This is a genomic window from Streptomyces aureus (assembly GCF_000725495.1).
Classification (GTDB): domain Bacteria; phylum Actinomycetota; class Actinomycetes; order Streptomycetales; family Streptomycetaceae; genus Streptomyces; species Streptomyces aureus_B.
On sequence record NZ_KL647042.1, the window covers coordinates 246753 to 272095 of the forward strand.

19 protein-coding genes and 1 pseudogene are annotated in these 25343 nt (G+C 72.6%); 4 read left to right on the forward strand and 16 right to left on the reverse strand.

The features are described from left to right. Nucleotides 1-175 precede the first annotated feature (175 nt). From IO36_RS42230 to IO36_RS42270, 9 genes are all read right to left on the reverse strand, one after another. Nucleotides 176-1363: a pseudouridine synthase gene (locus IO36_RS42230; RefSeq protein WP_037628606.1), complete on the reverse strand. Its 1188-nt coding sequence runs from the start codon at nt 1361-1363 to the stop codon at nt 176-178. After that, on the reverse strand, nt 1363-2019 hold the full coding sequence (gene scpB / locus IO36_RS42235; protein WP_037628608.1) for an SMC-Scp complex subunit ScpB: 657 nt from the start codon (nt 2017-2019) through the stop codon (nt 1363-1365). The genes IO36_RS42230 and scpB overlap by 1 nt, the downstream gene beginning before the upstream one ends. After that, the gene (locus tag IO36_RS42240) at nt 2016-3299 is read right to left on the reverse strand and encodes a segregation and condensation protein A (protein WP_342455148.1); all 1284 of its coding nucleotides are present in this window, start codon (nt 3297-3299) and stop codon (nt 2016-2018) included. Before IO36_RS42240 ends, scpB begins: the two co-directional genes overlap by 4 nt. 129 nt (nt 3300-3428) lie before the next feature. Continuing rightward, entirely contained in the window at nt 3429-4007 is a 579-nt protein-coding gene (locus IO36_RS42245) for a hypothetical protein (protein ID WP_037628609.1), read from the reverse strand. Further along, nucleotides 3992-5119 carry a ParA family protein gene (locus IO36_RS42250; RefSeq protein WP_078943795.1) on the reverse strand — a complete coding sequence of 376 codons (1128 nt, stop codon included), beginning with the start codon at nt 5117-5119 and terminating at the stop codon, nt 3992-3994. The genes IO36_RS42245 and IO36_RS42250 overlap by 16 nt, the downstream gene beginning before the upstream one ends. Nucleotides 5120-5544: 425 nt before the next feature. Continuing rightward, complete coding sequence (ald, locus tag IO36_RS42255; protein ID WP_209441355.1) at nt 5545-6669, reverse strand: alanine dehydrogenase; 1125 nt, start codon at nt 6667-6669, stop codon at nt 5545-5547. Between the two features lie 162 nt (nt 6670-6831). Continuing rightward, nucleotides 6832-8913: a tetratricopeptide repeat protein gene (locus IO36_RS42260; protein ID WP_037628612.1), complete on the reverse strand. Its 2082-nt coding sequence runs from the start codon at nt 8911-8913 to the stop codon at nt 6832-6834. Between the two features lie 254 nt (nt 8914-9167). Then, on the reverse strand, nt 9168-9794 hold the full coding sequence (locus IO36_RS42265; protein ID WP_037628614.1) for an NUDIX domain-containing protein: 627 nt from the start codon (nt 9792-9794) through the stop codon (nt 9168-9170). A gap of 110 nt (nt 9795-9904) precedes the next feature. Then, a complete protein-coding gene (locus IO36_RS42270) occupies nt 9905-11572 on the reverse strand; it encodes a CTP synthase (protein WP_037628615.1) in 1668 nt (555 codons plus the stop codon). A 560-nt stretch (nt 11573-12132) separates the two neighbouring features. Between IO36_RS42270 and IO36_RS42275 the strand changes: the two genes are divergently transcribed. From IO36_RS42275 to IO36_RS42285, 3 genes are all read left to right on the forward strand, one after another. After that, nucleotides 12133-13935: a glycoside hydrolase family 15 protein gene (locus IO36_RS42275; protein ID WP_037628696.1), complete on the forward strand. Its 1803-nt coding sequence runs from the start codon at nt 12133-12135 to the stop codon at nt 13933-13935. A 119-nt stretch (nt 13936-14054) separates the two neighbouring features. Then, nucleotides 14055-15449, forward strand: a complete 1395-nt coding sequence (locus IO36_RS42280) for an FAD-binding oxidoreductase (protein WP_037628617.1) — start codon at nt 14055-14057, stop codon at nt 15447-15449. 111 nt (nt 15450-15560) lie between these two features. Next, nucleotides 15561-17189 carry a PucR family transcriptional regulator gene (locus IO36_RS42285; protein WP_037628618.1) on the forward strand — a complete coding sequence of 543 codons (1629 nt, stop codon included), beginning with the start codon at nt 15561-15563 and terminating at the stop codon, nt 17187-17189. A gap of 24 nt (nt 17190-17213) precedes the next feature. On the opposite strand, the gene IO36_RS42290 is transcribed toward IO36_RS42285, so the two are convergent. The 5 genes and pseudogenes from IO36_RS42290 to IO36_RS42310 form a co-directional block, all read right to left on the reverse strand. Then, a complete protein-coding gene (locus IO36_RS42290; RefSeq protein WP_037628619.1) occupies nt 17214-18350 on the reverse strand; it encodes a glycosyltransferase family 4 protein in 1137 nt (378 codons plus the stop codon). Between the two features lie 514 nt (nt 18351-18864). After that, nucleotides 18865-20538 (reverse strand): annotated as a pseudogene (gene recN, locus IO36_RS42295) (DNA repair protein RecN); the annotation flags it as partial. 144 nt (nt 20539-20682) lie between these two features. After that, a complete protein-coding gene (locus tag IO36_RS42300; RefSeq protein WP_037628620.1) occupies nt 20683-21588 on the reverse strand; it encodes an NAD kinase in 906 nt (301 codons plus the stop codon). Further along, nucleotides 21585-22400: a TlyA family RNA methyltransferase gene (locus IO36_RS42305; protein ID WP_037628621.1), complete on the reverse strand. Its 816-nt coding sequence runs from the start codon at nt 22398-22400 to the stop codon at nt 21585-21587. The genes IO36_RS42300 and IO36_RS42305 overlap by 4 nt, the downstream gene beginning before the upstream one ends. A gap of 75 nt (nt 22401-22475) precedes the next feature. After that, nucleotides 22476-22793, reverse strand: a complete 318-nt coding sequence (locus tag IO36_RS42310; RefSeq protein WP_037628622.1) for a hypothetical protein — start codon at nt 22791-22793, stop codon at nt 22476-22478. A 42-nt stretch (nt 22794-22835) separates the two neighbouring features. Here IO36_RS42310 and IO36_RS42315 point away from each other — a divergent pair, with 42 nt between their 5' ends. Then, the gene (locus IO36_RS42315) at nt 22836-23183 is read left to right on the forward strand and encodes an SCP2 sterol-binding domain-containing protein (protein WP_037628623.1); all 348 of its coding nucleotides are present in this window, start codon (nt 22836-22838) and stop codon (nt 23181-23183) included. Nucleotides 23184-23334: 151 nt separating this feature from the next. On the opposite strand, the gene IO36_RS42320 is transcribed toward IO36_RS42315, so the two are convergent. Together IO36_RS42320 and IO36_RS42325 are read right to left on the reverse strand one after the other, a co-directional pair. Beyond that, nucleotides 23335-24270 (reverse strand): ABC transporter ATP-binding protein, encoded by a 936-nt coding sequence (locus IO36_RS42320; RefSeq protein ID WP_078943796.1) that lies wholly within the window; start codon nt 24268-24270, stop codon nt 23335-23337. Next, nucleotides 24267-25343 carry a FecCD family ABC transporter permease gene (locus tag IO36_RS42325; RefSeq protein WP_051901350.1) on the reverse strand — a complete coding sequence of 359 codons (1077 nt, stop codon included), beginning with the start codon at nt 25341-25343 and terminating at the stop codon, nt 24267-24269. Before IO36_RS42325 ends, IO36_RS42320 begins: the two co-directional genes overlap by 4 nt.

Consider the following 25343-nt stretch of genomic DNA (forward strand, 5'->3'; position numbering starts at 1 on the left):
ACTCCCCACACACCCCTTCATCATGGTCACCTTGACCATGGTCAGTACGACCATAAAGGGAGCGGCGGGTGTCAACAAGGCTTTCGGCCGAGGAGGTTGCCGTTCGAGGGACGGAAAACGGACCGGCCGGCCCCGGAGAAGTCCCGGGACCGGCCGATGCGCGGGCTCGTGGAGGTCAGAGACCGACCTCGGCCATGAGCATGCCGACCTCGGTGTTCGACAGACGGCGCAGCCAGCCCGACTTCTGGTCGCCCAGGGTGATCGGGCCGAAGGCGACGCGGACGAGCTTGTCGACCGGGAAGCCGGCCTCGGCGAGCATGCGGCGCACGATGTGCTTGCGGCCCTCGTGCAGGGTCACCTCGACGAGGTAGTTCTTGCCGGTCTGCTCGACCACGCGGAAGTGGTCCGCCTTCGCGTACCCGTCCTCCAGCTGGATGCCGTCCTTGAGCCGCTTGCCCAGGTCGCGCGGGATCGGGCCCACGATGTGCGCGAGGTAGACCTTCTTCACGCCGTACTTGGGGTGGGTCAGCCGGTGCGCCAGCTCACCGTGGTTGGTGAGCAGGATGACGCCCTCGGTCTCGGTGTCGAGCCGGCCCACGTGGAAGAGCCGCGTCTCGCGGTTCGTCACGTAGTCGCCGAGGCACTGACGGCCCTCGTTGTCCTCCATCGTGGAGACGACACCGGCCGGCTTGTTCAGCGAGAAGAACTGGTAGGACTGCGTCGCGACCGTCAGACCGTCGACCTTGATCTCGTCCTTGTCGGTGTCGACGCGCAGACCCTGCTCCAGCACGATCTGCCCGTTGACCTCGACCCTGGCCTGGTCGACCAGCTCCTCGCAGGCACGCCGGGAACCGTAGCCGGCGCGCGCGAGCACCTTCTGCAGGCGCTCGCCCTCCTCCTCGGCACCCGGGAAGGTCTTGGGAAGCTTGATGTCGGGCTTGCCCGCGTACCGGTCGCGGTTGCGCTCCTCGGTCCGCGTCTCGTACTCACGGGAGCGCGAGGGCTCCGTGCGGCCGCCGCGCTGCTGGCCCTGCTTGGGGCCGCCCTTGGCACCGCCGCGCGCCGAGGCTCCGCGCCCGGACTTGGGGCCGGCCTGCGAGCCGCCGGGGCCTACGTCGTAGAGGCGCTCCTCGGGACGGGGCTTGCTGGGACGCTTCGGCCGGTCGTCGCGCCCGGCGGCCGAGCTCTTCGGCTGGAAGCCGCCGCCGCTCCCGCGCGAACCGCTCCCGCCGCTGCCGCGCGAGCCACCGCCCCCGCCGGTCCCGCGGGGCGCGCCGCCGCCGCGCGAACCGCCGCTCCCGCCGGTTCCGCGCGGCTTGCCGCTCCCGCTGTTCCTGCCACTGCCGCTGCCACTGCTTCGCATCAAAGTTCCGTCGTCGTCGTGTCGTCTGCGTCTGTGTCCGGGGCGTCCGGATCGAACGACGGGACCCCTTCCAGCGTCTCTGCCTCGATCGCGTCCGCCTCGGGGAGGAAGGGCGCGAGCTCCGGGAGCTCGTCCAGACCGCGCAGGCCCATTCGCTCCAGGAAGTAGTTCGTCGTCGTGTACAGGATCGCACCTGTTTCGGGTTCCGTGCCCGCCTCCTCGACCAGACCGCGCTGGAGGAGGGTGCGCATCACGCCGTCGCAGTTGACTCCGCGGACCGCCGAGACCCTGGAGCGGCTGACCGGCTGGCGGTACGCGACGACGGCGAGCGTCTCCAGGGCCGCCTGGGTGAGCCGGGCCTGCTGGCCGTCCAGGACGAAGCGTTCGACGGCGCTCGCGTAGGCGGGGCGCGAGTAGAAGCGCCAGCCGCCGGCGATCAGCCGCAGCTCGAAACCGCGGCCCTGGACGGTGTACTCGTCGGCCAGCGCGCGCAGCGCGTCCGCGACCTGCCGCCTGGGCCGCTCCAGGATCCTGGCGAGGTGTTCCTCGGTGGCCGGCTCGTCCACGACCATCAGGACGGCCTCCAGGGCGGCCCCGAGGTCGAGCCCGGCGACGCCGGGGGTCCCCGCGGGGGCGCCGGTGGTCTCCTCGCTCACGTCTTCTCCTTCTCGCTCCCGCGCCCCGCCCCGTCCTTCGCCGCTTCCGCGGGCCGGTCGAACTCGTCGGTCACCCTCGGCGTCCCCTCGCCCTCCCCGCCCGTCCAGCGCACCAGGAGGTCCCCGAGGGCCTCCTCCTGGTCCAGCGCGACGGCCTTCTCGCGGTAGAGCTCCAGCAGGGCCAGGAAGCGGGCGACGACGGTGAGGGTGTCGTCGGTGTCCTCGACGAGCGAGCGGAAGCTGGCCTCGCCGAGTTCCCTCAGCCGCGCCACCACGATCCCGGCCTGCTCCTGCACGCTGACGAGCGGCGCGTGGATGTGGTCGACGTACACCTGCGGCTTGGGCTTGGGCTGCATCGCTTTGACCGCGAGCCGGGCGAAGCCCTCGGGGCCGATGCTGATGACGACCTCGGGCAGCAGTTCGGCGTACTGCGCCTCCAGGCCGACGGTACGGGGGTAGCGGCGGGACTCCTCCGCCAGCCGCGTGTTGAAGATGTCGGCGATCTGTTTGTACGCGCGGTACTGCAGCAGCCGGGCGAACAGCAGGTCCCGCGCCTCCAGCAGGGCGAGGTCGGCCTCGTCCTCGACCTCGGCGGCCGGCAGCAGCCGGGCCGCCTTCAGGTCGAGCAGCGTGGCCGCGACGACCAGGAACTCGGTCGTCTGGTCGAGGTCCCAGTCCGGGCCCATCGCCCGGATGTGCGCCATGAACTCGTCGGTGACCTGGGACAGCGCCACTTCGGTGACGTCGAGCTTGTGCTTGGAGATCAGCTGGAGCAGCAGGTCGAAGGGGCCCTCGAAGTTCGAGAGCCGCACCTTGAAGACACCGCTGTCCGCGGCGTCCGGACCCGGGGCCGGCCCGGGGTCCGGAACCGGCTCCACGGGGGCGGAGGCGGAGGGCGCAGGATCGCCCTGGGGCGCCTCGGAGGGCGCGAGAGGGTCGAGGGGGCGCGCGGTCCGCGCGGGGCGCTCCACGGGCGCCCCGGAGGGCTCCGCGGGGCCCTCCGGGGGCTCGGCGGTCCGCGGCTCCTCGGTGACAAGGGACTCCAGGGCCGCCGCGGGCGCCTGCGTCGGGGCACCCTCACCGTGCCCGGGCGGCTCCGTGTCCGTTCCCGGAGTCCGGGCGGGCGCCGCCGACGGTCCGGCCGGGAGCGCGGACGGCTCGGAAGCTCCGGACGGCTCGGGGACCTCGTACGGTTCCGCGGCCTCGGACTCGGACGGCTCCGCGGCCTGGGACGGCCCGGGAACCTCGGGCGGCTCGGGTGCCTCAGGTGTCTCGGACACCTGGGAAACCTCGGGTTCCTCGGGTGGAACCGGTGTCGAGCCGGGGCCTCGGCCCAGCGCACGGCGACGGCCGCCGGGGGCGGCTGACGGAGGCGGGACGTTCGAGGTCATAGCCGTCGAAGGCTACCGCTACCGCCCGCGCAGTCGCCGGACGAGAATGCTCGCGTCCCCGCGGGACTCCAGGTCCGCGAGGACCACGGCGACCGCCTCGCGGACGATCCGCCCGCGGTCGACGGCGAGTCCGTGTTCGCCGCGGAGCACCAGGCGCGCGTGTTCGAGGTCCATCAGCTCCTCGGCGGACACGTACACGGTGATCTTCTCGTCGTGCCGTTCCCGCCCGCTGGGCCGGCGGTTCGCGGCGCGCCCGCGCTTGCGGGAGGACTGCACGGACGCGGAGACGGCGGCAGAACCTTCCTGCGCCGGCCGGCCGCGCCCCGAACGGTCCGGGGCGCCGCCCCGGCTGCGCGACTCCCCGGCCTCGTTCGGGTCGGCGTCGGCGGCGACGTGTTCGTCGCCCTCGCCGTCACCGCCCTGGACGGGCACCGACGAGGGCGCGTCCTCCCCCGCCCCCGTGTCGCTCTCGCCGGCCGGAGCCGGCACCCGGGCCTCGCCGTTGGTCCGGCGGGAGGGGGTGGATGCCTGGAGCGCCATGCCCCCGGTGGTACGGAACAGTTCGTCGGCCCCCGGCAGACTCACTCGGCGTGACACCGGGCGAGCACCTCCCTGGCGAGCTGGCGATAGGCGGCGGCACCGACGGAGTTGGAGGCGTACGTGGTGATCGGCTCGCCGGCGACCGTGGTCTCCGGGAAGCGGACGGTCCGGCCGATCACGGTGTGGTAGACGTGATCGTCGAAGGCCTCGACGACGCGCGCGAGCACCTCACGGCTGTGCACCGTGCGGGAGTCGTACATCGTGGCGAGGATGCCGTCGAGCTCCAGCTCCGGGTTCAGCCGTTCCTGGACCTTCTCGATCGTCTCGGTGAGCAGCGCGACACCGCGCAGCGCGAAGAACTCGCACTCCAGCGGCACGATCACCTTGTGGGCGGCCGTCAGCGCGTTCACCGTGAGCAGGCCGAGCGAGGGCTGGCAGTCGATCACGATGTAGTCGTAGTCGGCCATCAGCGGCTTCAGGGCGCGCTGCAGCGTGGACTCGCGCGCGACCTCGCTGACCAGCTGCACCTCGGCGGCGGACAGGTCGATGTTGCTGGGCAGCAGGTCCATGTTCGGGACCGCCGTCTTCAGGAGGACCTCGTCGGCCGCCATGCCCCGCTCCATGAGCAGGTTGTAGACGGTGAGGTCGAGCTCCATCGGGTTGACGCCGAGTCCCACGGACAGCGCGCCCTGCGGGTCGAAGTCGACGAGCAGCACCCGGCGTCCGTACTCCGCGAGCGCGGCACCCAGATTGATGGTCGACGTGGTCTTGCCCACGCCGCCCTTCTGGTTGCACATCGCGATGATCGTCGCGGGGCCGTGACTGGTCAGCGGTCCCGGGATCGGGAAGTAGGGCAGCGGGCGCCCTGTCGGGCCGATGCGCTCGCGGCGCTGACGGGCCGCGTCGGGCGCGAGCGTGGCCGCGTACTCCGGATCGGGCTCGTACTCGGCGTCGGGGTCGTAGAAGTGCCCCTCGGGCAGTTCGTCGTAGTCGGCGAAGTGGGTGTGGTTCTCGCCACTTCCGTTGCCGGCCATGGCGTTCACGTGATGGCCATCCATGCTCGGGTGTGCTGTCTGAGTCGTCCGGGGACTCTGGTGGGCTGCGAAGGTGCGGACAGCGACGGAGCCGACAGCCTCGAGCCCCGTGGGGTCCTGGCCCCGCGCCGGCATTCCTGGTTGACCACCCCCGGGAGTAAATGTCGACTCATTCACAAGTCGTCTTACCTCCTTGGTGACCAGGAAACTTCTCGATAGGTCAGCGTGGCACCATGCCGACGGTTGGCGACTCTATGGCGTGTCACCGCTCCGCAGCAACACAATCCGCCGGACCCGACCCGATGTGTCGGCAACCGAACACCCCTCTGTCAAGGGCGTAAGGCCGTCGCACGGCAGGTTTCACCGGTGTGCGAATCGGTTGAAGAGTTACGTTCGTAGCGAGTTGAACGAGTGTCGCAAAGTGACCCGACACACACCCGGCCGGACCTTGTCGGGCAAGGTCCGGCCTGGTGAGCGGTGTTGACGAGCCGTGTTGACGTATCGCCTTTTGTCAGCGCCGAGTCGGGCGCGAATGTCGACTCGCGGGGGCGCGGGAGGACTCAGCCGAGCAGGCTCTCCAGCGCGACGTGCTCCAGCCCGTGGGCCTCGGCGACCTCGCGGTAAACAACCTTGCCGTCATGCGTGTTGAGGCCCTTGGCCAGCGCGTTGTCACGGCGCAGCGCCTCGGTCCAGCCGCGGTTGGCGAGCTCGACGATGTACGGCAGCGTGGCGTTGGTCAGCGCGTACGTCGAGGTGTTGGGCACCGCGCCGGGCATGTTGGCGACGCAGTAGAAGACCGAGTTGTGGACCGGGAAGGTCGGCTCGGCGTGCGTGGTGGGACGCGAGTCCTCGAAGCAGCCGCCCTGGTCGATCGCGATGTCGACAAGGACACTCCCCGGCTTCATCCGCGAGACGAGCTCGTTGGTGACCAGCTTCGGGGCCTTGGCGCCGGGGATCAGGACGGCGCCGATCACGAGGTCGGCCTCCAGGCAGGCCTTCTCCAGCTCGAAGGAGTTGGACATGACGGCCTTGACCTTGGTGCCGAAGATCTTGTCGGCCTCGCGCAGCTTGTTGATGTCGCGGTCGAGCAGCGTCACCTCGAAGCCCATGCCGATGGCGATCTGCGCGGCGTTCCAGCCGGAGACGCCGCCGCCGATGACGACGGCCTTGGCCGGCAGGACGCCGGGGACGCCGCCGGGCAGGACACCGCGGCCGCCGTTGGCGCGCATCAGGTGGTAGGCGCCGACCTGCGGGGCGAGGCGGCCCGCGACCTCGGACATCGGGGCGAGCAGCGGCAGCGCGCGGCTCGGCAGCTCGACGGTCTCGTAGGCGATCGCGGTGGTGCCGGACTCCAGGAGGGCGTCCGTGCACTCCCGGGACGCGGCGAGGTGCAGGTAGGTGAAGAGCGTCTGGTCCTTGCGGAGACGGTGGTACTCCTCCGCGATGGGCTCCTTGACCTTGAGCAGCAGGTCGGCGGTGGCCCAGACCTCGTCGGCGGTGGGCAGGATCTGCGCACCGGCGGACACGTACTCCTCGTCCGTGATCGAGGAGCCGACACCGGCGTTCTGCTCGACGAAGACCTGGTGGCCGTGGCGCACGAGCTCGTGCACGCCTGCGGGGGTGATGGCCACGCGGAACTCGTTGTTCTTGACCTCGCGGGGGATGCCGACCTTCACGTCGATCACGGTCCTTGACTCAGAGGGCTCTGGGGCTATGCATGCCGAGGCGATGCAAGCCAGGCAATGCATGTCATACCCGACGTACGGGAGCACATCGGGAGACACCACGGAAGAACGCGGCGGAGCCAGTCTAATGAAGGAATTCCCTCTGTCTAGCCTTTCAATGCATCAATCTTCAGCGGATGCACTGCGGATTTCGTAGGCGTTAGCGTCGCGTTCCAAGCCGGATGCACTCTCCGGGAGCTCCTCTCCCAGCATGCGCTCGGCGGCGGCCCGGTGCAGCCGGGCGGCGGCCGGGTCGCCGAGCCGGTCGAGGGTGTCGGCGAGTCTGACCTGCAACGCGGCCTGCAGCCGTACGTCGTCCGCGCGGCGCGCCCACTCCACGGCCTCCTGGCAGGTGCGCAGCGACTCCTCGGGCCGCCCGGCGTACTCCTGGACCCGGGCCATCTCGCTCAACGCCCTTGCCTGGGAGGCGACATCGCCGTTCTTGCGGTGCCAGGCGACCGCGGCGCGCCAGTTGACCTGCGCCTCTCCGTAGCGGCCCGCGTAGGTGTGGGCGCCGGCGATGCGCCCGTACAGCCGGGCCGCGTCCACGCGCTCGTCGCGCGCGAGCCGCTGGGCGAGCGCCCGGCCGAACCAGTCGGCGGCCCGGTCGTGGTCCCCGAGCTCCTGGTGGGCGCCGCCTACGGATTCCATCGCCCGGCCCGTCGCGTACGGGTCGTTCGCCTCGCGTCCGGCGTCCAGCGCGGCCCGGTAGCGGGCGAGGGCGTCGGTCCTGCGGCCGGTCCCCGCGTCCAGGTCGGCGAGGTTGAGCAGGGCCGCCGCCTTCTCGCGGGGCAGGTTCCGGCGCTCGGCGACGTCCAGGACGAGCCGGTGGATGCCGTACAGGTCGGGGGCCGCGGCCCGGGTGCCGAAGTGGGCCGCCATCGCCCGGACCAGGGCCGCCATGAGCCGGCGGGCCAGGGTGTCGAGCTCCCCGTCGGCGACCGCCGCCCGGGCCGAGGCGAGCAGCGCGGGTCTGCGGACGCGCAGCCACTCCTCGGCGGCCCGGGGGTCGGCGAAGCGCAGGGCGCGCGGGGTCCCGGCGAGTTTCTCCCGGGCGGGCGAGCTGTCGGTCTCGGTGATGGCGCGGCAGGAGACCAGGAGCCGTACGGTCCGCTCCAGCATCCGGGCGCGGGCCAGCTGCACCTCGGCGGGCCGGTCGTGGGTGTCGACGAGCGCCGTGAGCAGCGGATGGAAGCAGCCGGGGACCTCGTACTGCGGCAACGGCGAGGGGACCGCCCGCAGCAGGCCGAGGCCGGTGAGCTCGTCCAGCGTGGTGTGCGCCGACTGGACCGAGCAGCCGGCCAGCGCGGAGGCGGTGTGGGGATCGACGAGTCCGGCGGGGGCCAGCGAGAGCAGGCGCAGCATCCGCGCGGCGCCTCCCGGCAGGGAGCCGTAGGAGAGCCGGAAGACCCGCTCCAGCGGGGTGCCCTCCTCCCCCTCGGTGCGCAGGTGCTTGGCCAGGTCGGCCACGGCGGCGGAGGGGCGGGCGGCGAGCCAGCCGCCGGCCAGCACCAGGGCGGTCGGCTGGCCCGCGCACAGTTCGACCAGCCCCTCGGCGGCGAGCGGGTCGACGGTGATGCGCACCGAGCCGGTGAACTGGCCGAGGACCTCCAGGGCGGACTTGGTGTCCAGACCCCCGAGCGTGCAGGGGCGGACGTCCGCGATGCCGGTCAGCGGCCCGCCGGAGACGGCGACGACCAGGCAGTCCGGGGAGTCGGGGAGCAGCGCGTCGACCTGTTCGGCGTCGGCCGCGTCGTCGAGCAGCAGTACGGCCCGGCGGATCGCGAAGGCCTCGCGCAGCCGCTCGCCGAGCTCGTCGGCGCCCGCTCCGGGGGGCGCCGACAGCCCGAGGGCGGTGAGCAGGTCCCGCGCGGTGGTCTCGGTGGGCACCGGGGTGCCGTCGGGTTCGGTGAGCCGGGCGCGCAGGGTGCCGTCGGGGTAACTCTCGGCGACCTGCGCGGCAAGGGCGGCGGCAAGGGCGCTGCGGCCCGAACCCGGCTTGCCGGCGATGAGCAGCACCCGTGCGCGGGGGGCCTTGCGGCCGGCCAGGGTGTCCAGTCCCGCGCGCTCGATGTCGGCCCGCAGTTCCTTCAACTCTCTTGCGCGGCCCAGGAACTGACTTCCCGTAGGAGGGGACCCGGCAGCCGGGAGCTGCCCCTGGGACGCCACCTCGGTGCCGCCGCCGTCCACCACCTGATCCGCCACGGGCCACGCTCCCGTTCCACTGCACGCGCCGGCCCGCCGGGACTCCGGTACGGGCGTTTTCCAGAGCCTAGTTCACGCTCTGCGACGATCCGTGAGGAGCGCGTCGGGGACATCCCCCGATCGGATCAGGCGATCGTCTGACCGCCGTCCGCCGAACGGACGTATACGACCCGTCCGGCGGCGGGACGGCGCTGCGTCTCCGGGGTGGCGGGGCCGCCCCGGAGACGGGTGGCGCAGCCTCCCCGGTAGCGCGGTCAGGCCTCGAAGGGGCGCGCGGGCCAGGGCGCGGTGGCCGGGCGCAGGGCGTCGAGTCCGGCGCCGTGACGGGCCGCGACGAGCGAGAGGACACCCACGACCAGGCAGTTGTTGTGCAGATCGCCGGCGAGGACACCGGCGACGAGCTCGGCCAGGGGGACCCGGGCCAGCTCCATGTCGGCCTCCTCGTCCTCCACCTCGAACCGCTCGCCCTCCGCGGCGGAGAGGTCGCGGGCCAGGAAGATCCGGATGGCCTCGTCGCAGCCGCCGGGCGTGGTGTAGACGTCGGTCAGCACCCGCCAGGTCTCCGCCTTGACGTGCGCCTCCTCGTAGAGCTCGCGCTGGGCCGCGTGCAGCGGGTTCTCGCCGGGGACGTCGAGCAGCCCCGCCGGGATCTCCCACAGCTTGTGGCGCACCGGGTGGCGGTACTGGCGCAGCACCAGCACCCGGTCCTCGCCGTCCAGGGCGAGGACCGCCACGGAACCCGGGTGGACCTGGTAGTCGCGGCGGACGACGGATCCGTCGGGCATGACCACGTCGTCGGTGCGCACCGAGGTCTTGTTGCCCTTGAAAGGGGTCTCGGTCGCCCGGACCTCCCACTCCTCGGGGGTGTCCTTGATCGTCATGGCCTGTCCTCCCACACGCGCAACAGAAGCCGGTCCGGTGACGGGACCGGGGTGCGCGCCCGGCGGGAACACCCGCGGACCCGCACCCCGGTCACCGTACAACCCTGGTGCTACTTGCCCGTCTTGCGCTCGACCGCGGCCTTGACCAGGCCGGCGAACAGCGGGTGCGGCCGGGTCGGACGCGAGCGCAGCTCGGGGTGCGCCTGGGTCGCGACCAGGTAGGGGTGGACCTCGCGCGGGTACTCGACGTACTCGACGAGCTTGCCGTCCGGGGAGGTGCCGGAGAACTGCAGACCGGCCTTCTTCTCCAGCTCGGCGCGGTAGGCGTTGTTCACCTCGTAGCGGTGACGGTGGCGCTCCTCGACGTACTCCTTGCCGTCGTACACCTCGCGCACGATCGAGCCCTCGGCGAGCTTGGCCGGGTACATGCCCAGACGCATGGTGCCGCCCATGTCGCCCTCGCCCGCCACGATGTCGAGCTGCTCGGCCATCGTGGAGATGACCGGGTGCCCGGTGCCGGAGTCGAACTCGGTGGAGTTGGCGTCGGGGATGTCGGCCAGGTTCCGCGCGGCCTCGATCACGATGCACTGCAGGCCCAGGCACAGGCCGAGCAGCGGGATGCGGTTCTCGCGGGCGTACTGGATCGCGCCAACTTTGCCGGACACACCGCGGTCGCCGAAGCCGCCGGGGATGCAGATCGCGTCCACGTCACCGAGCTGCTTGGCGGCGCCCGCCGGGGTCTTGCAGTCGTCCGAGGTGACCCACTTGATCTTGACGCGGGCCCGGTTGGCGAAGCCGCCGGCGCGCAGCGCCTCGGTGACCGAGAGGTAGGCGTCGGGCAGGTCGATGTACTTGCCGACCAGCGCCATCGTGATCTCGTGGACCGGGTTGTGGACGCGGTCGAGCAGGTCGTCCCAGGTCGCCCAGTCCACGTCACGGAACGGCAGGTCCAGCTTGCGCACGACGTAGGCGTCCAGGCCCTCGGTGTGCAGGACCTTCGGGATGTCGTAGATCGACTTGGCGTCGATCGCGGCGACCACGGCGGCCTCGTCGACGTCGCACATCAGCGAGATCTTGCGCTTGATGGCGGTGGGGACCTCGCGGTCGGCGCGCAGCACGATCGCGTCCGGCTGGATGCCGATGTTGCGCAGCGCGGCGACGGAGTGCTGGGTCGGCTTGGTCTTCAGCTCGCCCGACGGGCCGATGTAGGGCAGCAGCGAGATGTGCACGACGAAGACGTTGTCGCGGCCGACCTCGTGCCGGACCTGGCGGACCGTCTCCAGGAAGGGCAGCGACTCGATGTCGCCGACCGTGCCGCCGACCTCGGTGATGACGACGTCGACGTCGTCGGTCGCCATGCGCCGGATGCGGTGCTTGATCTCGTTGGTGATGTGCGGGATGACCTGCACGGTGTCACCGAGGTACTCGCCGCGCCGCTCCTTGGCGATGACGGTGGAGTACACCTGACCGGTGGTCACGTTGGCCGAGCCGTCCAGGTCCACGTCGAGGAAGCGCTCGTAGTGCCCGATGTCCAGGTCCGTCTCGGCGCCGTCGTTGGTGACGAACACCTCGCCGTGCTGGAACGGGTTCATGGTGCCCGGGTCGACGTTCAGGTACGGGTCGAGCTTCTGCATGGTGACGCGCAGACCCCGTGCCTTGAGCAGCGCGCCCAGGCTGGAGGCGGTCAGGCCCTTGCCGAGGGAGGACGCGACACCCCCGGTGACGAAGATGTGCTTGGTCGTCGTGGCTGTGCTGTTTCGAAAAGCACTGGGCGGCATGGCCAAGAGGGGGCTCCCGTGGTCGGTCTGGGGTGCGTATCGGCGTGGGGCCCGGAGATTTCCGGGGGTTGCCGTCGCTGCGGTTCGGGGGTTTCTCGCCCACCGGTCCACGGGCTACCAGGGTATCAGCGACCGGAGGAGGCCGCTTCCGGCCACGCTCCGCGCACGGGCGGACACCCGGCTCGGCGGATGCCCCGCACGCCCCTCACTCGATGCTCACTCGATCGGCCCAACCAGGTTGCCCGGAGCGGCACGCGGATCATCCACGTGCGTCGTATCCTGCTCGGACACTCGCTGCCGAGTCCCTCCGGCGCACTGCACCATCCCGCACGCAACCGGAACAAAGAGGGCCTGTCAGTTCGTTTCGAGACGACAATCGCATCGCCCATCGCAACCGACAACTGGCGTTTCGCAGCGACGCACGACGGACGTCCCCCATCATCGATGTTCCGCAGTGACCGAATCCCATTGCCTACTGTTTTGCAGTACCTACGTTCCCTTTGACCGCAAGAGCGACCGCCCCGCGCAGGGGCGCCGTGGCCGTTCGACTGGAGATGCACGTGGCCGGGCGCATCGAGGACTACGCACTCATCGGAGACATGCAGACAGCAGCGCTGGTCTGCCGGGACGGCACAGTCGACTGGCTGTGCCTGCCCCGCTTCGACTCCCATGCCATCTTCGCGGGACTGCTCGGCACGGAGGATCACGGATTCTGGCGGCTCGGTCCGGCGCACGCGGCCGAGGAGCAGCCCCCCGCGGCCACCCGCCGCCGGTACCGCGGCGACTCGCTGATCCTCGAGTCCGAGTGGGAGACCCCGCGCGGCACGGTCCGGGTGACCGACTTCATGCCCCCGCGCGACGGCGCCCCGCAGCTGATCCGGATCGTCGAGGGCGTCAGCGGCCGGGTGCCGATGCGCTCCGCGCTGCGCATGCGTTTCTCGTACGGCCGTGTGGTGCCCTGGGTGCGCCGCCACGAGGGGCGCACGGTCGCCGTCGCCGGACCCGACTCGGTCTGGTTCGACACGGAGTGCCAGACCTACGGCAAGGACCTGACCACCTACGCCGACTTCACGGTGGCGCCGGGCGAGACGGTCACCTTCACGGTCTCCTGGGAGCCCTCGCACCGGCAGCCGCCGCCGCTGCCCGAGCCGGTGCAGTCGCTGGAGGCGACCGAGGAGTTCTGGCGCGAGTGGGTCGACCAGTGCACCTACCACGGCCCCTACCGCGAGGCCGTCGTCCGTTCCCTGATCACGCTGAAGGCGCTGACCTACGCGCCCACCGGCGGCATCGTCGCCGCGCCCACCACCTCCCTCCCGGAGGAGATCGGCGGCGTACGCAACTGGGACTACCGCTACACCTGGCTGCGCGACGCGGCCATCACCCTCTCCTCGCTGCTGCGCACCGGCTACCGCGAGGAGGCTCGCGCCTGGCGCGAATGGCTGCTGCGCGCGGTCGCCGGCGACCCGGAGAACCTCCAGATCATGTACGGCATCGCGGGCGAACGGGAGTTGGGCGAGGCCGAGCTCGACTGGCTTCCCGGGTACGAGGGTTCGGCGCCGGTCCGGGTCGGCAACGGCGCCGCGCACCAGCTCCAGCTCGACGTCTACGGCGAGGTCACCGAGGCCCTGCACCTGGCCCATATGACGGGCCTGTCCCGCAACGACTACGCTTCGCTGCTCCAGTTGAAGCTCATCCGCTACCTGGAGACCCACTGGGACCAGCCGGACGAGGGAATCTGGGAAGTCCGGGGCCCGCGACGGCACTTCGTGCACTCCAAGGTGATGGCCTGGGTCGCCGTCGACCGCACGATCAAGCTCATCGAGTCCGGGGACGCGGACGGCCCGCTGGAGAAGTGGCGCGAACTGCGCGACGACATCCACCGGGACGTGTGCGAGAAGGGCTACGACCAGGAGCGGAACACCTTCACCCAGTCCTACGGCTCCAAGGAGCTCGACGCCTCGCTGCTGCTCATCCCGCAGATGGGCTTCCTGCCGCCGGACGACAAGCGCGTGATCGGCACCATCGAGGCGATCCAGCGCGAGCTGTCCACCTCCGACGGCTTCATCCTGCGCTACCCGACCTCGGGCGAACACGCGGGCGTCGACGGTCTCGAGGGCGACGAGGGCGCGTTCCTCGCCTGCTCGTTCTGGATGGCCGACGACCTCGCGATGATCGGCCGGGTCGACGAGGCCCGCAAGCTGTTCGAACGCCTGCTGGCCCTGCGCAACGACCTCGGTCTGCTGGCCGAGGAGTGGGACCCGAGGCTTCAGCGCCAGGTCGGGAACTTCCCGCAGGCCTTCAGCCACGTCCCGCTGATCGACACCGCCCTCAGGCTGACGGCGAGCGGCGCCTACGGCGGCTGAGCCGCCGCTCCGCACGCGTGGGGAGGCTCCTGGGGGCCTCCCCCTCTCGACGCGCCCGATGCGCCGCGCCCGCCTAGCCTGGAAGGAGTCCTGTCCCCTCATGGAAGGGGGCGGCTTCCATGGCTCCCCTTTCGAAGGCCGGCGCGGCACTGGCCGCGCTCCGCGCGGGTCTGTCCGGTGACGCCCTCACCCCGGACGATCCCGGGTACGACGAGGCCCGGTCGGTCTTCAACGCGATGATCGACCGGCGACCCGCCGTCATCGTGCGGTGCGAGAGCGAGGCCGACGTGACCCGCGCGGTGCGCTTCGCACGCGAGCTGGACCTGCCGATCGCCGTCCGCGGAGGCGGGCACAGCGTCGCCGGCATGGCGCTCAACGACGGGGGTCTCGTCGTCGACCTCAGCCGCATGCACGCGGTCACCGTCCATCCCGGGTCGGAGACGGTCCGGGTCGAGGGCGGAGCGCTGATGACCCATCTCGACCGGGCCACCCAGCCCTACGGCCTCGCGACCACCGGCGGACGCGCCTCGACGACCGGGGTCGGCGGCTTCGTCCTCGGTGGCGGCAGCGGCTGGCTGGACCGGTCCTGCGGCCTGGCCGTCGACAATCTGCTCGGGGTCGAGCTGGTGACCGCCGACGGTTCGCCGGTACGCGCCACCGAACAGGAGAACCCGGAGCTGTTCTGGGCCCTGCACGGCGGCGGCGGGAACTTCGGGGTCGCCACCGCGCTGACCCTCAAGCTGCACCCGCTGCCCGAGTTCTCCATCGCCCTGCTGATGTACCTGCCGGAACACGGACCCGATGTGATCCGCGTCTACCGCGAGATCATCGCGAACGGACCGCCGGAGGCGAGCGGCGGCATCCTCTACCTCACCGGCCCGCCCGAGGAGTTCGTGCCCCCGGAGCTGGTGGGCAAGCTGCTCTGCGGCGCCCTGGTCGCGTACGCGGGCGGCGAGGAGGACATGCGCAAGATCGCCCAGCCGCTGCTGGCGCTGCCGCACGCGGTCGAGATCGTCACGGCGCTGCCCTACGCCGACTTCCAGTGCATGATCGACGACCCGCCCGGCATGCGGAACTACTGGTCGGCGGAGTACCTGACCGGCGCGCCCGACGACTTCGTGGACGTCTTCTGCGCCCTCGGCGACGCCATGCCCGTCCCCACCGGCAACCAGCACGTGCTGTTCCCGCAGGGCGGCGCCATCGCCTCGGGACCGTCCCGCTTCCCGGTCCCCTACCGCGACGCGGCCTGGGCCGTGCACCCCTTCGGGATCTGGGAGGACCCGGCCGACGACGAGCGGTGCATCGCGTGGGTCAGGAAGGTCCGCGAGGACGTCCGGCCGTGGAGCACCGGCGCCGTCTACCTGAACTTCATCGGGGACGAGGGCACGGACCGGGTGGCCGCCGGACTCGGCGAGGAGAACATGCGGCGGCTGACCGCGGTGAAGGCCGAGTACGACCCGGACAACGTCTTCCGCTTCAACCACAACATCGCCCCGGTGCCGGCCGGAGCCTGACCCCGGCCGCCGGCCCCGGCGCCCGCCGGGCAGCCACCGTCACGGCCCCTGCGCCGTCCGCGGGCGGCCCGGAGATGCCCCCGCGCGCCGTCCGCGGGTAGCGTCCGCAGCATGGACAGCCGTTACGACACCCAAGGCGCCGGAATCACCGTGCAGCGGGCCCTTGAGCTGCCCGGACTGCGCAGCGGGCTTCCGGAGATCATCGCGGGCGCCGACCGGCTGCACCGGACCGTGCGCTGGGTCCACGCGGGCGAGGTGCCGAACATCGCCTCGCTGCTCAAGGGCGGCGAGCTGCTGCTGACCACCGGATACGGTCTCGGCACCCGGCCCGCCGACCAGCGCGCGTTCGTCCGCACCCTCGCCGAGCGCGGGATCGCGGCGCTCGTCGTGGAGCTCGGACCGCGCTTCGCCCGGCTCCCCGCGGCGCTCGTGGAGACCGCGCGGTCCACCGGCCTGCCGCTGGTCCAGCTCCACCGCGAGGTGCCCTTCGTGACCGTCACGGAGGAGATCCACACCGAGATCGTCAACGGTCACTACGCGCTGCTGCAACAGGCCGAGGAGGTGCACCGGCGCTGCACCGAGGCGCTGCTCGGCGGCGGCGGAGTACCCCAGGTCCTGCGCATCCTCGCCGACTTCAGCGGCAACCCCGTCTTCCTGGAGACCGCCGACGGCCAGCTGCTCTACGCGGCCGGAGCGGGCCCGACGGGCGCCGACCCGCTCCAGGTCTGGGAGGGCCTGCGCGGTCAGCACAAGGAGGAGCCGCCCGCCGGGACCACCCTGGTGGACGTGCCCGGCGGCGGCCCCGGCACCGGCTCCGTACGGGCCCGTCTGGTCCTGCTGCCCGTCGGCGCGCCGGTCGCCCCGGTGCACCGGATCGCCGCCGAGCGCGCCGCCGGCATCCTGGCCGTCGTGCTGATGCAGGCGCGCCAGGAGGAGGAACTGGCCGCCCGGGGCCGCGGCGACTTCCTGACCGATCTCGCCGAGGGCCGTATCGAGGCCGAGGACGCGCCCGCACAGGCCCGGGTGCTCGGCTTCAAGCCCGGCGCGAGCCCGCTCCTGCCGGTGGTGATGCGCCTGGCCGACGGCCTCGCCCCCGGCGGCGGCTGGGCCGTCCTGGCCCGTGCCGTGGCGGAGGAGCTGGCCTCGGTGGGGGTGCCGGTCCTGCTGGGCGTGCGTCCCGTCGAGGGCCGGGTCCCGCTGCTCCTCGGTCTGCGCTCGGAGTCGGAGCGGTCGGCCGTCGCGGACCGGGTCGCGGCCGCGCTGCGCGCCGGGGTGGAGCGGGCGGGCATGCAGCGGCCCGGGGCGCAGCCGCCGGTGGTGGTGGTCGGGGTCGCCGGGGGCTGGGCGGCCGCGTCGGCCGGTCTGCGGCACGCCGCGGAGACGGCCACGGCGGCGCAGGGCCTGTCGGACCGGCCCTGGTACGACGCGCGCCGGCTCGACATCGACCTGCTGTTGTGGCGTCTGCGCGAGCATCCGGATCTGGCCGCTTTCGTGGAGCGCGCGATCGGCCCGCTCCGCGACCACGACGTTCGCTCCAAGCCGCCTCTGCTTCCGACCCTGCAGACGTATCTGGCGCACGCGGGCCGCAAGGCGGAGACCGCCCGCGAGCTGCATCTCAACCGGCAGACCCTCTACAACCGGCTGGCCAGGATCGGTGAGTTGCTGGGCATGGACCTCGACGACCCGCAGACGGTACTGGCGTTGAGCCTGGCGCTGCGGGCGCGACGGCACGTTCCCTGATCCGGCGGGCGCGCCCCGCCGGCGTCACACCAGCGGCCGGAGCCGGGTGAACTCGTCGTAGACGCTGAGCACTTGGGCGACCGTCTCGTCCTCGGTCGGCCAGGTGGCGGCCTGCCGGGCACCCTTGTCCCGCAGGACCTGTCGGCGCTCGGGGTCGGCCAGCAGCCGCACGACGGCGTCGCCGAGCGCCTTGGCGTTCCCGTACGGGACGAGTTCGGCGGCGTCCCCGACCATCTCGGGGATGCCCCCGACCGCGGTCGCGACCAGCGGAACCCGTGCGTGGAGGGCCTCCTGCGCCAGCGGCGAGCGGGACTCCCAGCGGCTGGGCAGCAGGACCAGGTCGGCGGCCGCCAGCAGTTCCGCGACGTCCTCGCGCCGCCCGATCAGCCGGATCGGCAGCTCCTCGTCCTCGATCCGGCGCTGGAGCACACCGCGCAGCGGCCCCTCCCCGGCGATCACCAGCAGCGGCACCGGATCCAGCCGGAACCAGGCGCGCGAGGCGTCGAGCAGCGTGTGGTAGCCGCGGTGCCGGTCGAGCGAGCCCACCGCGATGAGCAACGGGCGGTCGATCGCGCCGAGTTCGGCCCGTGCCTTGAGACGGAGCCCGTCGGCGTCCACCGGCTCGGCCGGCGGACGCGGGGCCGGGAGCGCGACGGCGGCGAGCCGCGCGTCACGGGCTCCCCTCCTGCGGGCCCGGTCCACCAGGTCGGAGGAGGTGCCGAGGACCACGGCGGCGGCCCGGGCGACCCGGCGTTCGAGGAGCCGCAGGACGTGGGCCCGGGCGCCGTCGGCCTCCGAGCGGGTGTGCCAGGTGACGACGAGGGGAACCCGCCGCCCGCTGAGCGCCAGCGCCGCCCGCAGGGCCGCGTGGATCCCGTGCGCGTGCACGAGGTCGGCGTCCGCGCAGGCCGCCCGCAGCGCGGACACCGCGGCGGGGTCGGTGCTGCGGGGGACGTCCACGTGGTGCGCGCCGACTCCGGTGAACCCGTACTCCCGGTCCGCCTCGGCGGGCGCGCAGACCGTGACCCGGACTCCCCGGGCCACGAGACCCGCCGCCAGCGACCGCACGTGCGCGCTGCTGCCCGCGCTGCCGCCGCCGAGCACCTGCACGGTGCGCAGCGGCGACTGGCCGTGCGCTGAGTGGCTGCTCACGTGGCTCACGTGGCCGGGGCTCCTGGTTCGGCGTCGGACGGTCACGAGGGAACGTACAGAAGGGGCGTGCGGAGAAGGGGGAACCGCACGTCGTGGACCGCGTACTACGCCAAGGATGCCAGGCCCTCCGGGCGTTCCGGCACCGCCATCACGACGAGGGCACGTCAGAAGGGGCAACCCGGCAACGACGGTCACCCGCACGAGTGACGATTCCCCCCTTCCGGACCCCCGGAGCCCCCACCCCCGAAGAAGCACCGGCGCCCGAAGAGGCGCACACAACCCCACCCAGCGCCCCGGCAAGAACCAGCCAGCCTTGCAGGCGCGGGAAGATTTCAGCCCCTCCGGCGTTTGAGGAGCGGGGTCCGGGGCGGAGCCCAGGTACGGGACGGGTAGGGGCGGAGGGGGCGAAACAAGCACGCGCGACGCCAACGGCCCCCGAGCCCGGAGCGAACACGCCGGCGGGGGGCCGCCCCCCCCCAGAGAGGGGGGGCCCCCCCCCGGGGGGGGGGGACCCCCCACCGCCCCCGCGGGCCATGCGCGACAGCTCCCGAACCCGCTCCTCCCCCTCCAGCACCTTCACCCCGGACCGCGTCACCGACCCGTCGTTCGTCTTCTCGACCAGCAACTGCCGGTCGGCGAACGCCGCCACCTGCGGCAGGTGCGTCACGACGACGACCTGCGCGCTCTTGGCGAGCTTCGCCAGCCGCCGCCCGATCTCGACCGCGGCCTTGCCGCCGACGCCCGCGTCGACCTCGTCGAAGAGATACGTCGGCACGGGGTCGGTCCCGGCGAACACGACCTCCACCGCGAGCATCACGCGCGAGAGCTCACCGCCGGACGCCCCCTTGGCGATCGGCCGCGGCGGCGCCCCCGGGTGCGGCGCGAGCAGCAGCTCCACCTCGTCGGCGCCGGCCGGACCGTAGGCCACCGGGCGTCCGCCGACCTCCACCCCCTCGGGGTCGTCGGTCTGCCGGATCTCGAACGACACCCGCGCGTGCGGCATGGCGAGCGAGGCCAGTTCGGCGGTGACGGCGGCGGCGAACCGCTCGGCGGCCTCCGTGCGGGCGTCCGTCAGCGCCTGGGCGAGCCCGCCCAGTTCACCGCGCAGCGCGTCCCGCTCGGCGGTCAGCTCCCCGATCCGGTCGTCGTCGCCGTCGAGTTCGGTGAGCCGCTCGGCGCTCCGCTCGGCCCAGGCGAGCACGGCGTCGATGTCCTCGCCGTACTTGCGGGTGAGCTGGGTGAGCGCGGCCCTGCGCTCCTCGACCGCCGCGAGCCGCAGCGGGTCGGCGTCGAGGTCGTCGGCGTACCCGGCGAGTTCGCCCGCGACGTCGCCGAGCAGGATCGCGATCTCCCCGATCCGCCCGGACAGCGTGGCGAGGGCCGAGTCGTGCGACCGTACGGCCTCCAGCGCCCGGTGGGCACCCGCCACGAGCGTGGCCGCGTCGATGCCCTCCGGGTCCTCGGGGTTGCCCGCCAGCGCGGCGTGCGCGGCCGTGGCGGCCGACGCCAGCGCCTCCGCGTGACCGAGGCGCTCCGCCTCGGCCGCCAGCTCGGCGTCCTCGCCGGCCCTCGGCTCGACGGCCGCGATCTCGTCGAGCCCGAAGCGCAGCATGTCGGCTTCCTGGGCCCTCTCCCGGGCGCGGGTCGTGATCTCGTCCAGTTCGGCCGAGACGGCCCGCAGCCTGCGGTAGGCGCCCGCGTACTTGGCGAGCGGCACGGCGACCGCGTCCCCCGCGTACCGGTCCAGTGCCTGCCGCTGCCGGGACAGCTTGAGCAGCCCCTGCTGGTCGGTCTGGCCGTGCACCGCGACGAGCTCGTCGGCGAGTTCGGCGAGCACGCCCACCGGTACCGAACGTCCGCCGAGATGGGCGCGGGAACGCCCCTCCGCCGAAACGGTACGGCTGACCAGCAGCACGCCGTCCTCCAGCTCGGCGCCCGCCTCCTCGGCCCGTACGACGGCCGTGCCGCCCGCCGGCACGCTGATCCGCCCCTCCACGACCGCGCTCTTGGCGCCGATCCGTACGAGGGCCGGGTCGGCGCGCCCGCCCAGCAGCAGCCCGAGGCTGGTGACCACCATCGTCTTGCCCGCGCCGGTCTCACCGGTCACGGCGGTGAAGCCTGGTGACAGCTCGACGACCGCGTCGTCGATGACTCCGAGCGACCGTATCCGCATCTCCTCCAACACGTCCCCGACCATACGAGGTTTTCCCGGCGCCGTGCGACGCCGCCCCCCGCAAAGAGAACCGAGCGTTACTTTCCGGGGGTGGTCTCGTTCGTCGGCGGACCGTGCGGAGGCGTCCCGGCACCCGGGCGGAACCCGGGTGCCGGCGAGTGTCCGTGCCTAGTGCGGCGCCCCGCGCCACCCGGCGACCGGGAGCGCGAACTTGGCGACGAGCCGGTCGGTGAAGGACGCGTGGTGCAGCCGGGCGAGCCGCACCGGCACGGCACCGCGCCGCACCTCGACCCGCGCACCCGGCGGCAGCTCCACGGTCCGCCGTCCGTCGCACCACAGGACACCCGGCGGGATGTGCGGCAGCACCTCCACGGCCAGCACCGAGTCCGGCGAGGTGACCAGCGGCTTGGCGAACAGCGCGTGGGCACTGATCGGCACCATCAGCAGCGCCTCGACCTCGGGCCAGACCACGGGCCCGCCCGCGGAGAAGGCGTAGGCCGTCGACCCGGTCGGGGTCGCGCAGACGATCCCGTCGCAGCCGAACCCGGTGACCGGCCGTCCGTCGATCTCCAGGATGACCTCCAGGAGCCGCTCGGCGGACACCTTCTGCACGGCGGCCTCGTTCAGCGCCCAGTCGGTGTGGACGATGTCGCCGTTGCGGTGCACGACGACGTCGACGGTCATCCGCTCCTCGACCTCGTACGCCTTGGTGACCACCCGGTCGACGACCTTGTCCAGGTCGTCCCGCTCGGCCTCGGCGAGGAAGCCGACGCTGCCGAGGTTGACGCCGAGCATCGGCACCCCGGAGGCGCGGGCGAACTCGGCGCCGCGCAGTAGTGTTCCGTCACCGCCGAGGACGATGAGCAGTTCGCAGCCGTCGAGGCACTGCGGGGTCGCCTCCTGGACCAGCTCCACCTCGTGCGGAAGCGGCAGATCCGCCGCCTCGGCCGCGAGGACGCGTACGCCGATCCCGGAGCGCAGCAGCCCCTGGACGACCAGCTCGGCGCTGCGGATGGCTGCCGGCCGCCCGGTGTGGGCCAGCAGGAAAACAGTACGAGCTCGGGTCTGTGTCAACGCGGCCCCTCCGCCACTGCACGGTCAACGTCGGCCGGGTCGAGTTCGGGTGCCCCGGCACGCAGCCACAGAAAGTACTCGACGTTGCCCGAGGGTCCGGGCAACGGGCTCGCTGTCACACCCTTCACACCGAGCCCCAGCTCCTGGGCTCGCGCCGCCACGCCGCGCACGCTCTCGGCGCGCAGCTCCGGACTGCGCACGACGCCGCCGCTGCCCAGCCGGTCCTTCCCCACCTCGAACTGCGGCTTGACCATCATCACCAGATCGGCGTCCGGCGCCGTGCACCGCGCGAGGGCGGGCAGCACCAGTCCGAGCGGGATGAAGGACAGATCCCCGACAACAAGGTCCACGGGCTCCCCATCGATCGCCTCCAACGTCAACTCGCGTACGTTCGTACGGTCCTTGACGGTGACGCGTTCATCGCTCTGGAGAGACCACGCGAGTTGTCCGTAACCGACGTCCACGGCGACGACATGGGCGGCACCCGCGCGCAGCAGCACGTCGGTGAAGCCCCCGGTGGACGCGCCGGCGTCCAGCGCCCGCCGTCCCTCGACCTTCAGGCCCTGCGGCCCGAAGACGGCGAGCGCGCCGGCGAGCTTGTGCCCGCCGCGCGAGACGTAGTCGGGGTCGCTGTCGTCCTGGCTGACCACGATCGCCGCGGCGGTCTCCACCTGCGTGGCGGGCTTGGTCGCGAGGGTCTTGCCCACGCTGACCCGGCCCGCGGCGATCAGCTGTCCGGCGTGCTCGCGCGAGCGGGCGAGCTTCCTGCGGACCAGCTCGGCGTCGAGGCGGCGGCGTGCCACTCCTGCCACGTTCGGTTCAGCTCCTGCGGTCGTACGGCGATGGAAAGGGGTTCCCGGAAGACTCTCCGGGTGTCCCGAAGGATCTCATTGGACGGCGGCGGGCGGACGGCCGGAGGGGGCCGGGACTCCCGGGCGGACGTCGAGCGCGGTGAGCGCGTCGCGCAGCCCCCGGTGCACATCCTCGTACACCTCGAGGTGCCCGTCGGTGGCGAGGTCGTCGGCGTCGGCCAGCCGCTCCAGACCGGCGTCGACGTCCGCGTCGCCCGTCGGGACCCTCGGGACGTTCAGCGGGGCCGGTGCGGCCGGGTCGTAGACCGGTTCCGCTTCCGCCTGCGCGGGCGGCGCGGGCTCCGCCGGGGTCACGGCCTCGGGGAGCTCGCCCTCGGGGAGTGAGTCGTTCATGCCCCGACGCTACCGCGAAGCGCTGCGGTACCGTCGATCACGATGGCCACGACTGAGGAATGCCGCACGGCACTCGACAAGCTTTCGGACAACATGGCGGGCGCCGACGGCGACGTACGCGCCGCCGCGGCCCTGGACCGCTCGCTGAGCTGCCGGATCACCGACCTGGACATCACCTTCGTCGGCCGCCTCAAGGACGGCCGGATCCAGGTGCTCGACACGCTCCAGGGCCCGCCCCCGGAGCGGGCCCAGATCCGGCTGACCATGAAGGGCGACGACCTGGTGTCGATGGTGAACGGCGAGCTGAACTTCGCCAAGGCCTGGGGCTCGGGCCGGGTGAAGCTGGAGGCGGGCCTGCGCGACCTGCTGCGCCTCCGGACGCTTCTGTAGCGGCCCGTCCCGCGCCGCCTCCGGGCGCTCGTCGTAGCGCCCCGTCCCGCTGCGGCTTCGGATGCTTCTCCAGCGGACTCTCCCGGCCCCTCAGGGCCTCCCCGCGGGGGCACCCCGCCGCCGGGAAGCCCTCTGCGGGCGCCTGCCGCCCTCAGGAGCCCTCCGTGACCGTCGCGGCGGCCCGGACCCTCGCCCTGCGCGCCGCGGGCACCACGAGGGGCGTCCCGGTCTCGGGGTCGTCGATGACCTGGCAGCGCAGTCCGAAGACCTCCTCGACCAGCTCGGCCGTGACGATGTCGTTCGGGGCGCCCTCGGCGATGACCTCGCCGCCGCGCAGCGCGATCAGATGGGTGGCGTAGCGGGCCGCGTGGTTCAGGTCGTGCAGCACGGCGACCAGGGTGCGGCCCTGCGTCTCGTGGAGCTCGGCGCACAGGTCGAGGACGTCGATCTGGTGCTGGATGTCGAGGTAGGTCGTGGGCTCGTCCAGCAGGAGCAGCGGGGTCTGCTGGGCGAGCGCCATCGCGATCCACACGCGCTGGCGCTGACCGCCGGACAGCTCGTCGACGTAGCGGTCGGCGAGCTCGGCGACCCCGGTCGAGGCCATCGACTCCTGGACCACCCGCTCGTCCTCCGCCGACCACTGGCGCAGCAGGCCCTGGTGCGGATAGCGGCCCCGGCCGACCAGGTCCCCGACCGTGATCCCGTCCGGCGCGATCGACGACTGCGGCAGCAGCCCGAGGGTGCGCGCCACCTTCTTCGCGGGCATCGACTGGATCGTCTGTCCGTCGAGCAGCACCCGCCCGGCCGAGGGCTTCAGCATCCGGGACAGGGCGCGCAGCAGGGTGGACTTGCCGCAGGCGTTCGGGCCGACGATCACCGTGAAGGAGTGGTCGGGGATCTGGACCGACAGCTTCTCCGCGATGACGCGCTGGTCGTAGCCGAGGGTGACGTCGTCGGCGGACAGGCGGTTCACAGTGCTCCTTGGGGTGTTCTCGCGCGCCGGGTCGTGCGCACGCGCCGCGTTCTTCGGTTCTCGCCCGTCCGGCCCCGCCGGACCACGGACGGCCGCTTCCGCCGGGCCGCTCATATCCGGCCGGCCTTGCGCTCGCTGACCAGCAGCCAGAGCAGGTAGACGCCGCCGAGGACGCCGGTCACGACGCCGACCGGCAGCTGGTCGGCGCCGAAGGCCCGCTGCGAGGCCCAGTCCGCGACGACGAGCAGGGTCGCGCCCATGCACAGCGACGGGATCAGATTGGGTCCCGGTGAGCGGGTGAGCCGTCGGGCCAGCTGCGGCGCGGTGAGCGCCACGAAGCCGACGGGGCCCGCGGCGGCCGTGGCACCCGAGGTGAGCAGCACGGCGGACACCAGCAGCAGCAGCCGCGTCCGCTCGACGCTCACACCGAGGGCGTACGACACGTCGTCGCCCATCTCCGTCATCCGCAGCCCGCGCGCGTTGCCGAGGACCAGCGGGACGAGCACCGCGCACATGATGAGCAGGGGCCAGACCTGCGCCCAGTCCCGGCCGTTGAGGGAGCCGGTCATCCAGACGACGGCACGGGCCGCGTCGACGAGGTCGGCCTTGGTGAGGAGATAGGCGTTGACCGCCGTGACGATCGCGGAGACACCGATGCCGACCAGCACCAGGCGGTAGCCGTGCACGCCCCGCTTCCAGGCGAGCAGATAGATGGCGAGCCCGGTGACGAGTCCGCCGACGAGCGCCCCGAGGGCGACCTCGTTCGCGCTGCCCGAGAACAGCACGATCATGACGAGCGCGCCGGCCGTGGACCCCTGTCCGAGCCCGAGGACGTCGGGGCTGCCCAGCGGATTGCGGGACACGGACTGGAACAGCGCTCCGGCGAGCCCGAGGGAGGCCCCCACCAGCAGTCCGACGAGCACCCGCGGCAGCCGCAGGTCGTGGACGATGAACTCCTGGCTGGGGGTGCCGTCGCCGGCCAGGGTCCTGATCACGTCGCCGGCCGGGATCGGGAAGTCGCCGGTGCCGATGAGCACCACGCTCGCCGCCGCCGCGGCCAGCAGCAGCAGGACGACCGCGGTGAGGGCCCGCAGGTCGAGGCGGACGGAGAGTCCCCCGACGGTGCGCAGGGCCCGGACGCGGCGCACGGGGCGCCCCGGGACGCCCTTGTCGCGGGCGGTTCGGAT

What these genes read in the sequence shown, in the direction of transcription:
- IO36_RS42230 (WP_037628606.1), bottom strand. Translation starts at nt 1,363, where the DNA reads ATGCGAAGCAGTGGCAGCGGCAGTGGCAGGAACAGCGGGAGCGGCAAG.
- IO36_RS42250 (WP_078943795.1), bottom strand. Translation starts at nt 5,119, where the DNA reads ATGCCGGCGCGGGGCCAGGACCCCACGGGGCTCGAGGCTGTCGGCTCC.
- IO36_RS42265 (WP_037628614.1), bottom strand. Translation starts at nt 9,794, where the DNA reads ATGACGATCAAGGACACCCCCGAGGAGTGGGAGGTCCGGGCGACCGAG.
- IO36_RS42270 (WP_037628615.1), bottom strand. Translation starts at nt 11,572, where the DNA reads ATGCCGCCCAGTGCTTTTCGAAACAGCACAGCCACGACGACCAAGCAC.
- IO36_RS42280 (WP_037628617.1), top strand. Translation starts at nt 14,055, where the DNA reads ATGGCTCCCCTTTCGAAGGCCGGCGCGGCACTGGCCGCGCTCCGCGCG.
- IO36_RS42285 (WP_037628618.1), top strand. Translation starts at nt 15,561, where the DNA reads ATGGACAGCCGTTACGACACCCAAGGCGCCGGAATCACCGTGCAGCGG.
- IO36_RS42310 (WP_037628622.1), bottom strand. Translation starts at nt 22,793, where the DNA reads ATGAACGACTCACTCCCCGAGGGCGAGCTCCCCGAGGCCGTGACCCCG.
- IO36_RS42315 (WP_037628623.1), top strand. Translation starts at nt 22,836, where the DNA reads ATGGCCACGACTGAGGAATGCCGCACGGCACTCGACAAGCTTTCGGAC.
- IO36_RS42320 (WP_078943796.1), bottom strand. Translation starts at nt 24,270, where the DNA reads ATGAGCGGCCCGGCGGAAGCGGCCGTCCGTGGTCCGGCGGGGCCGGAC.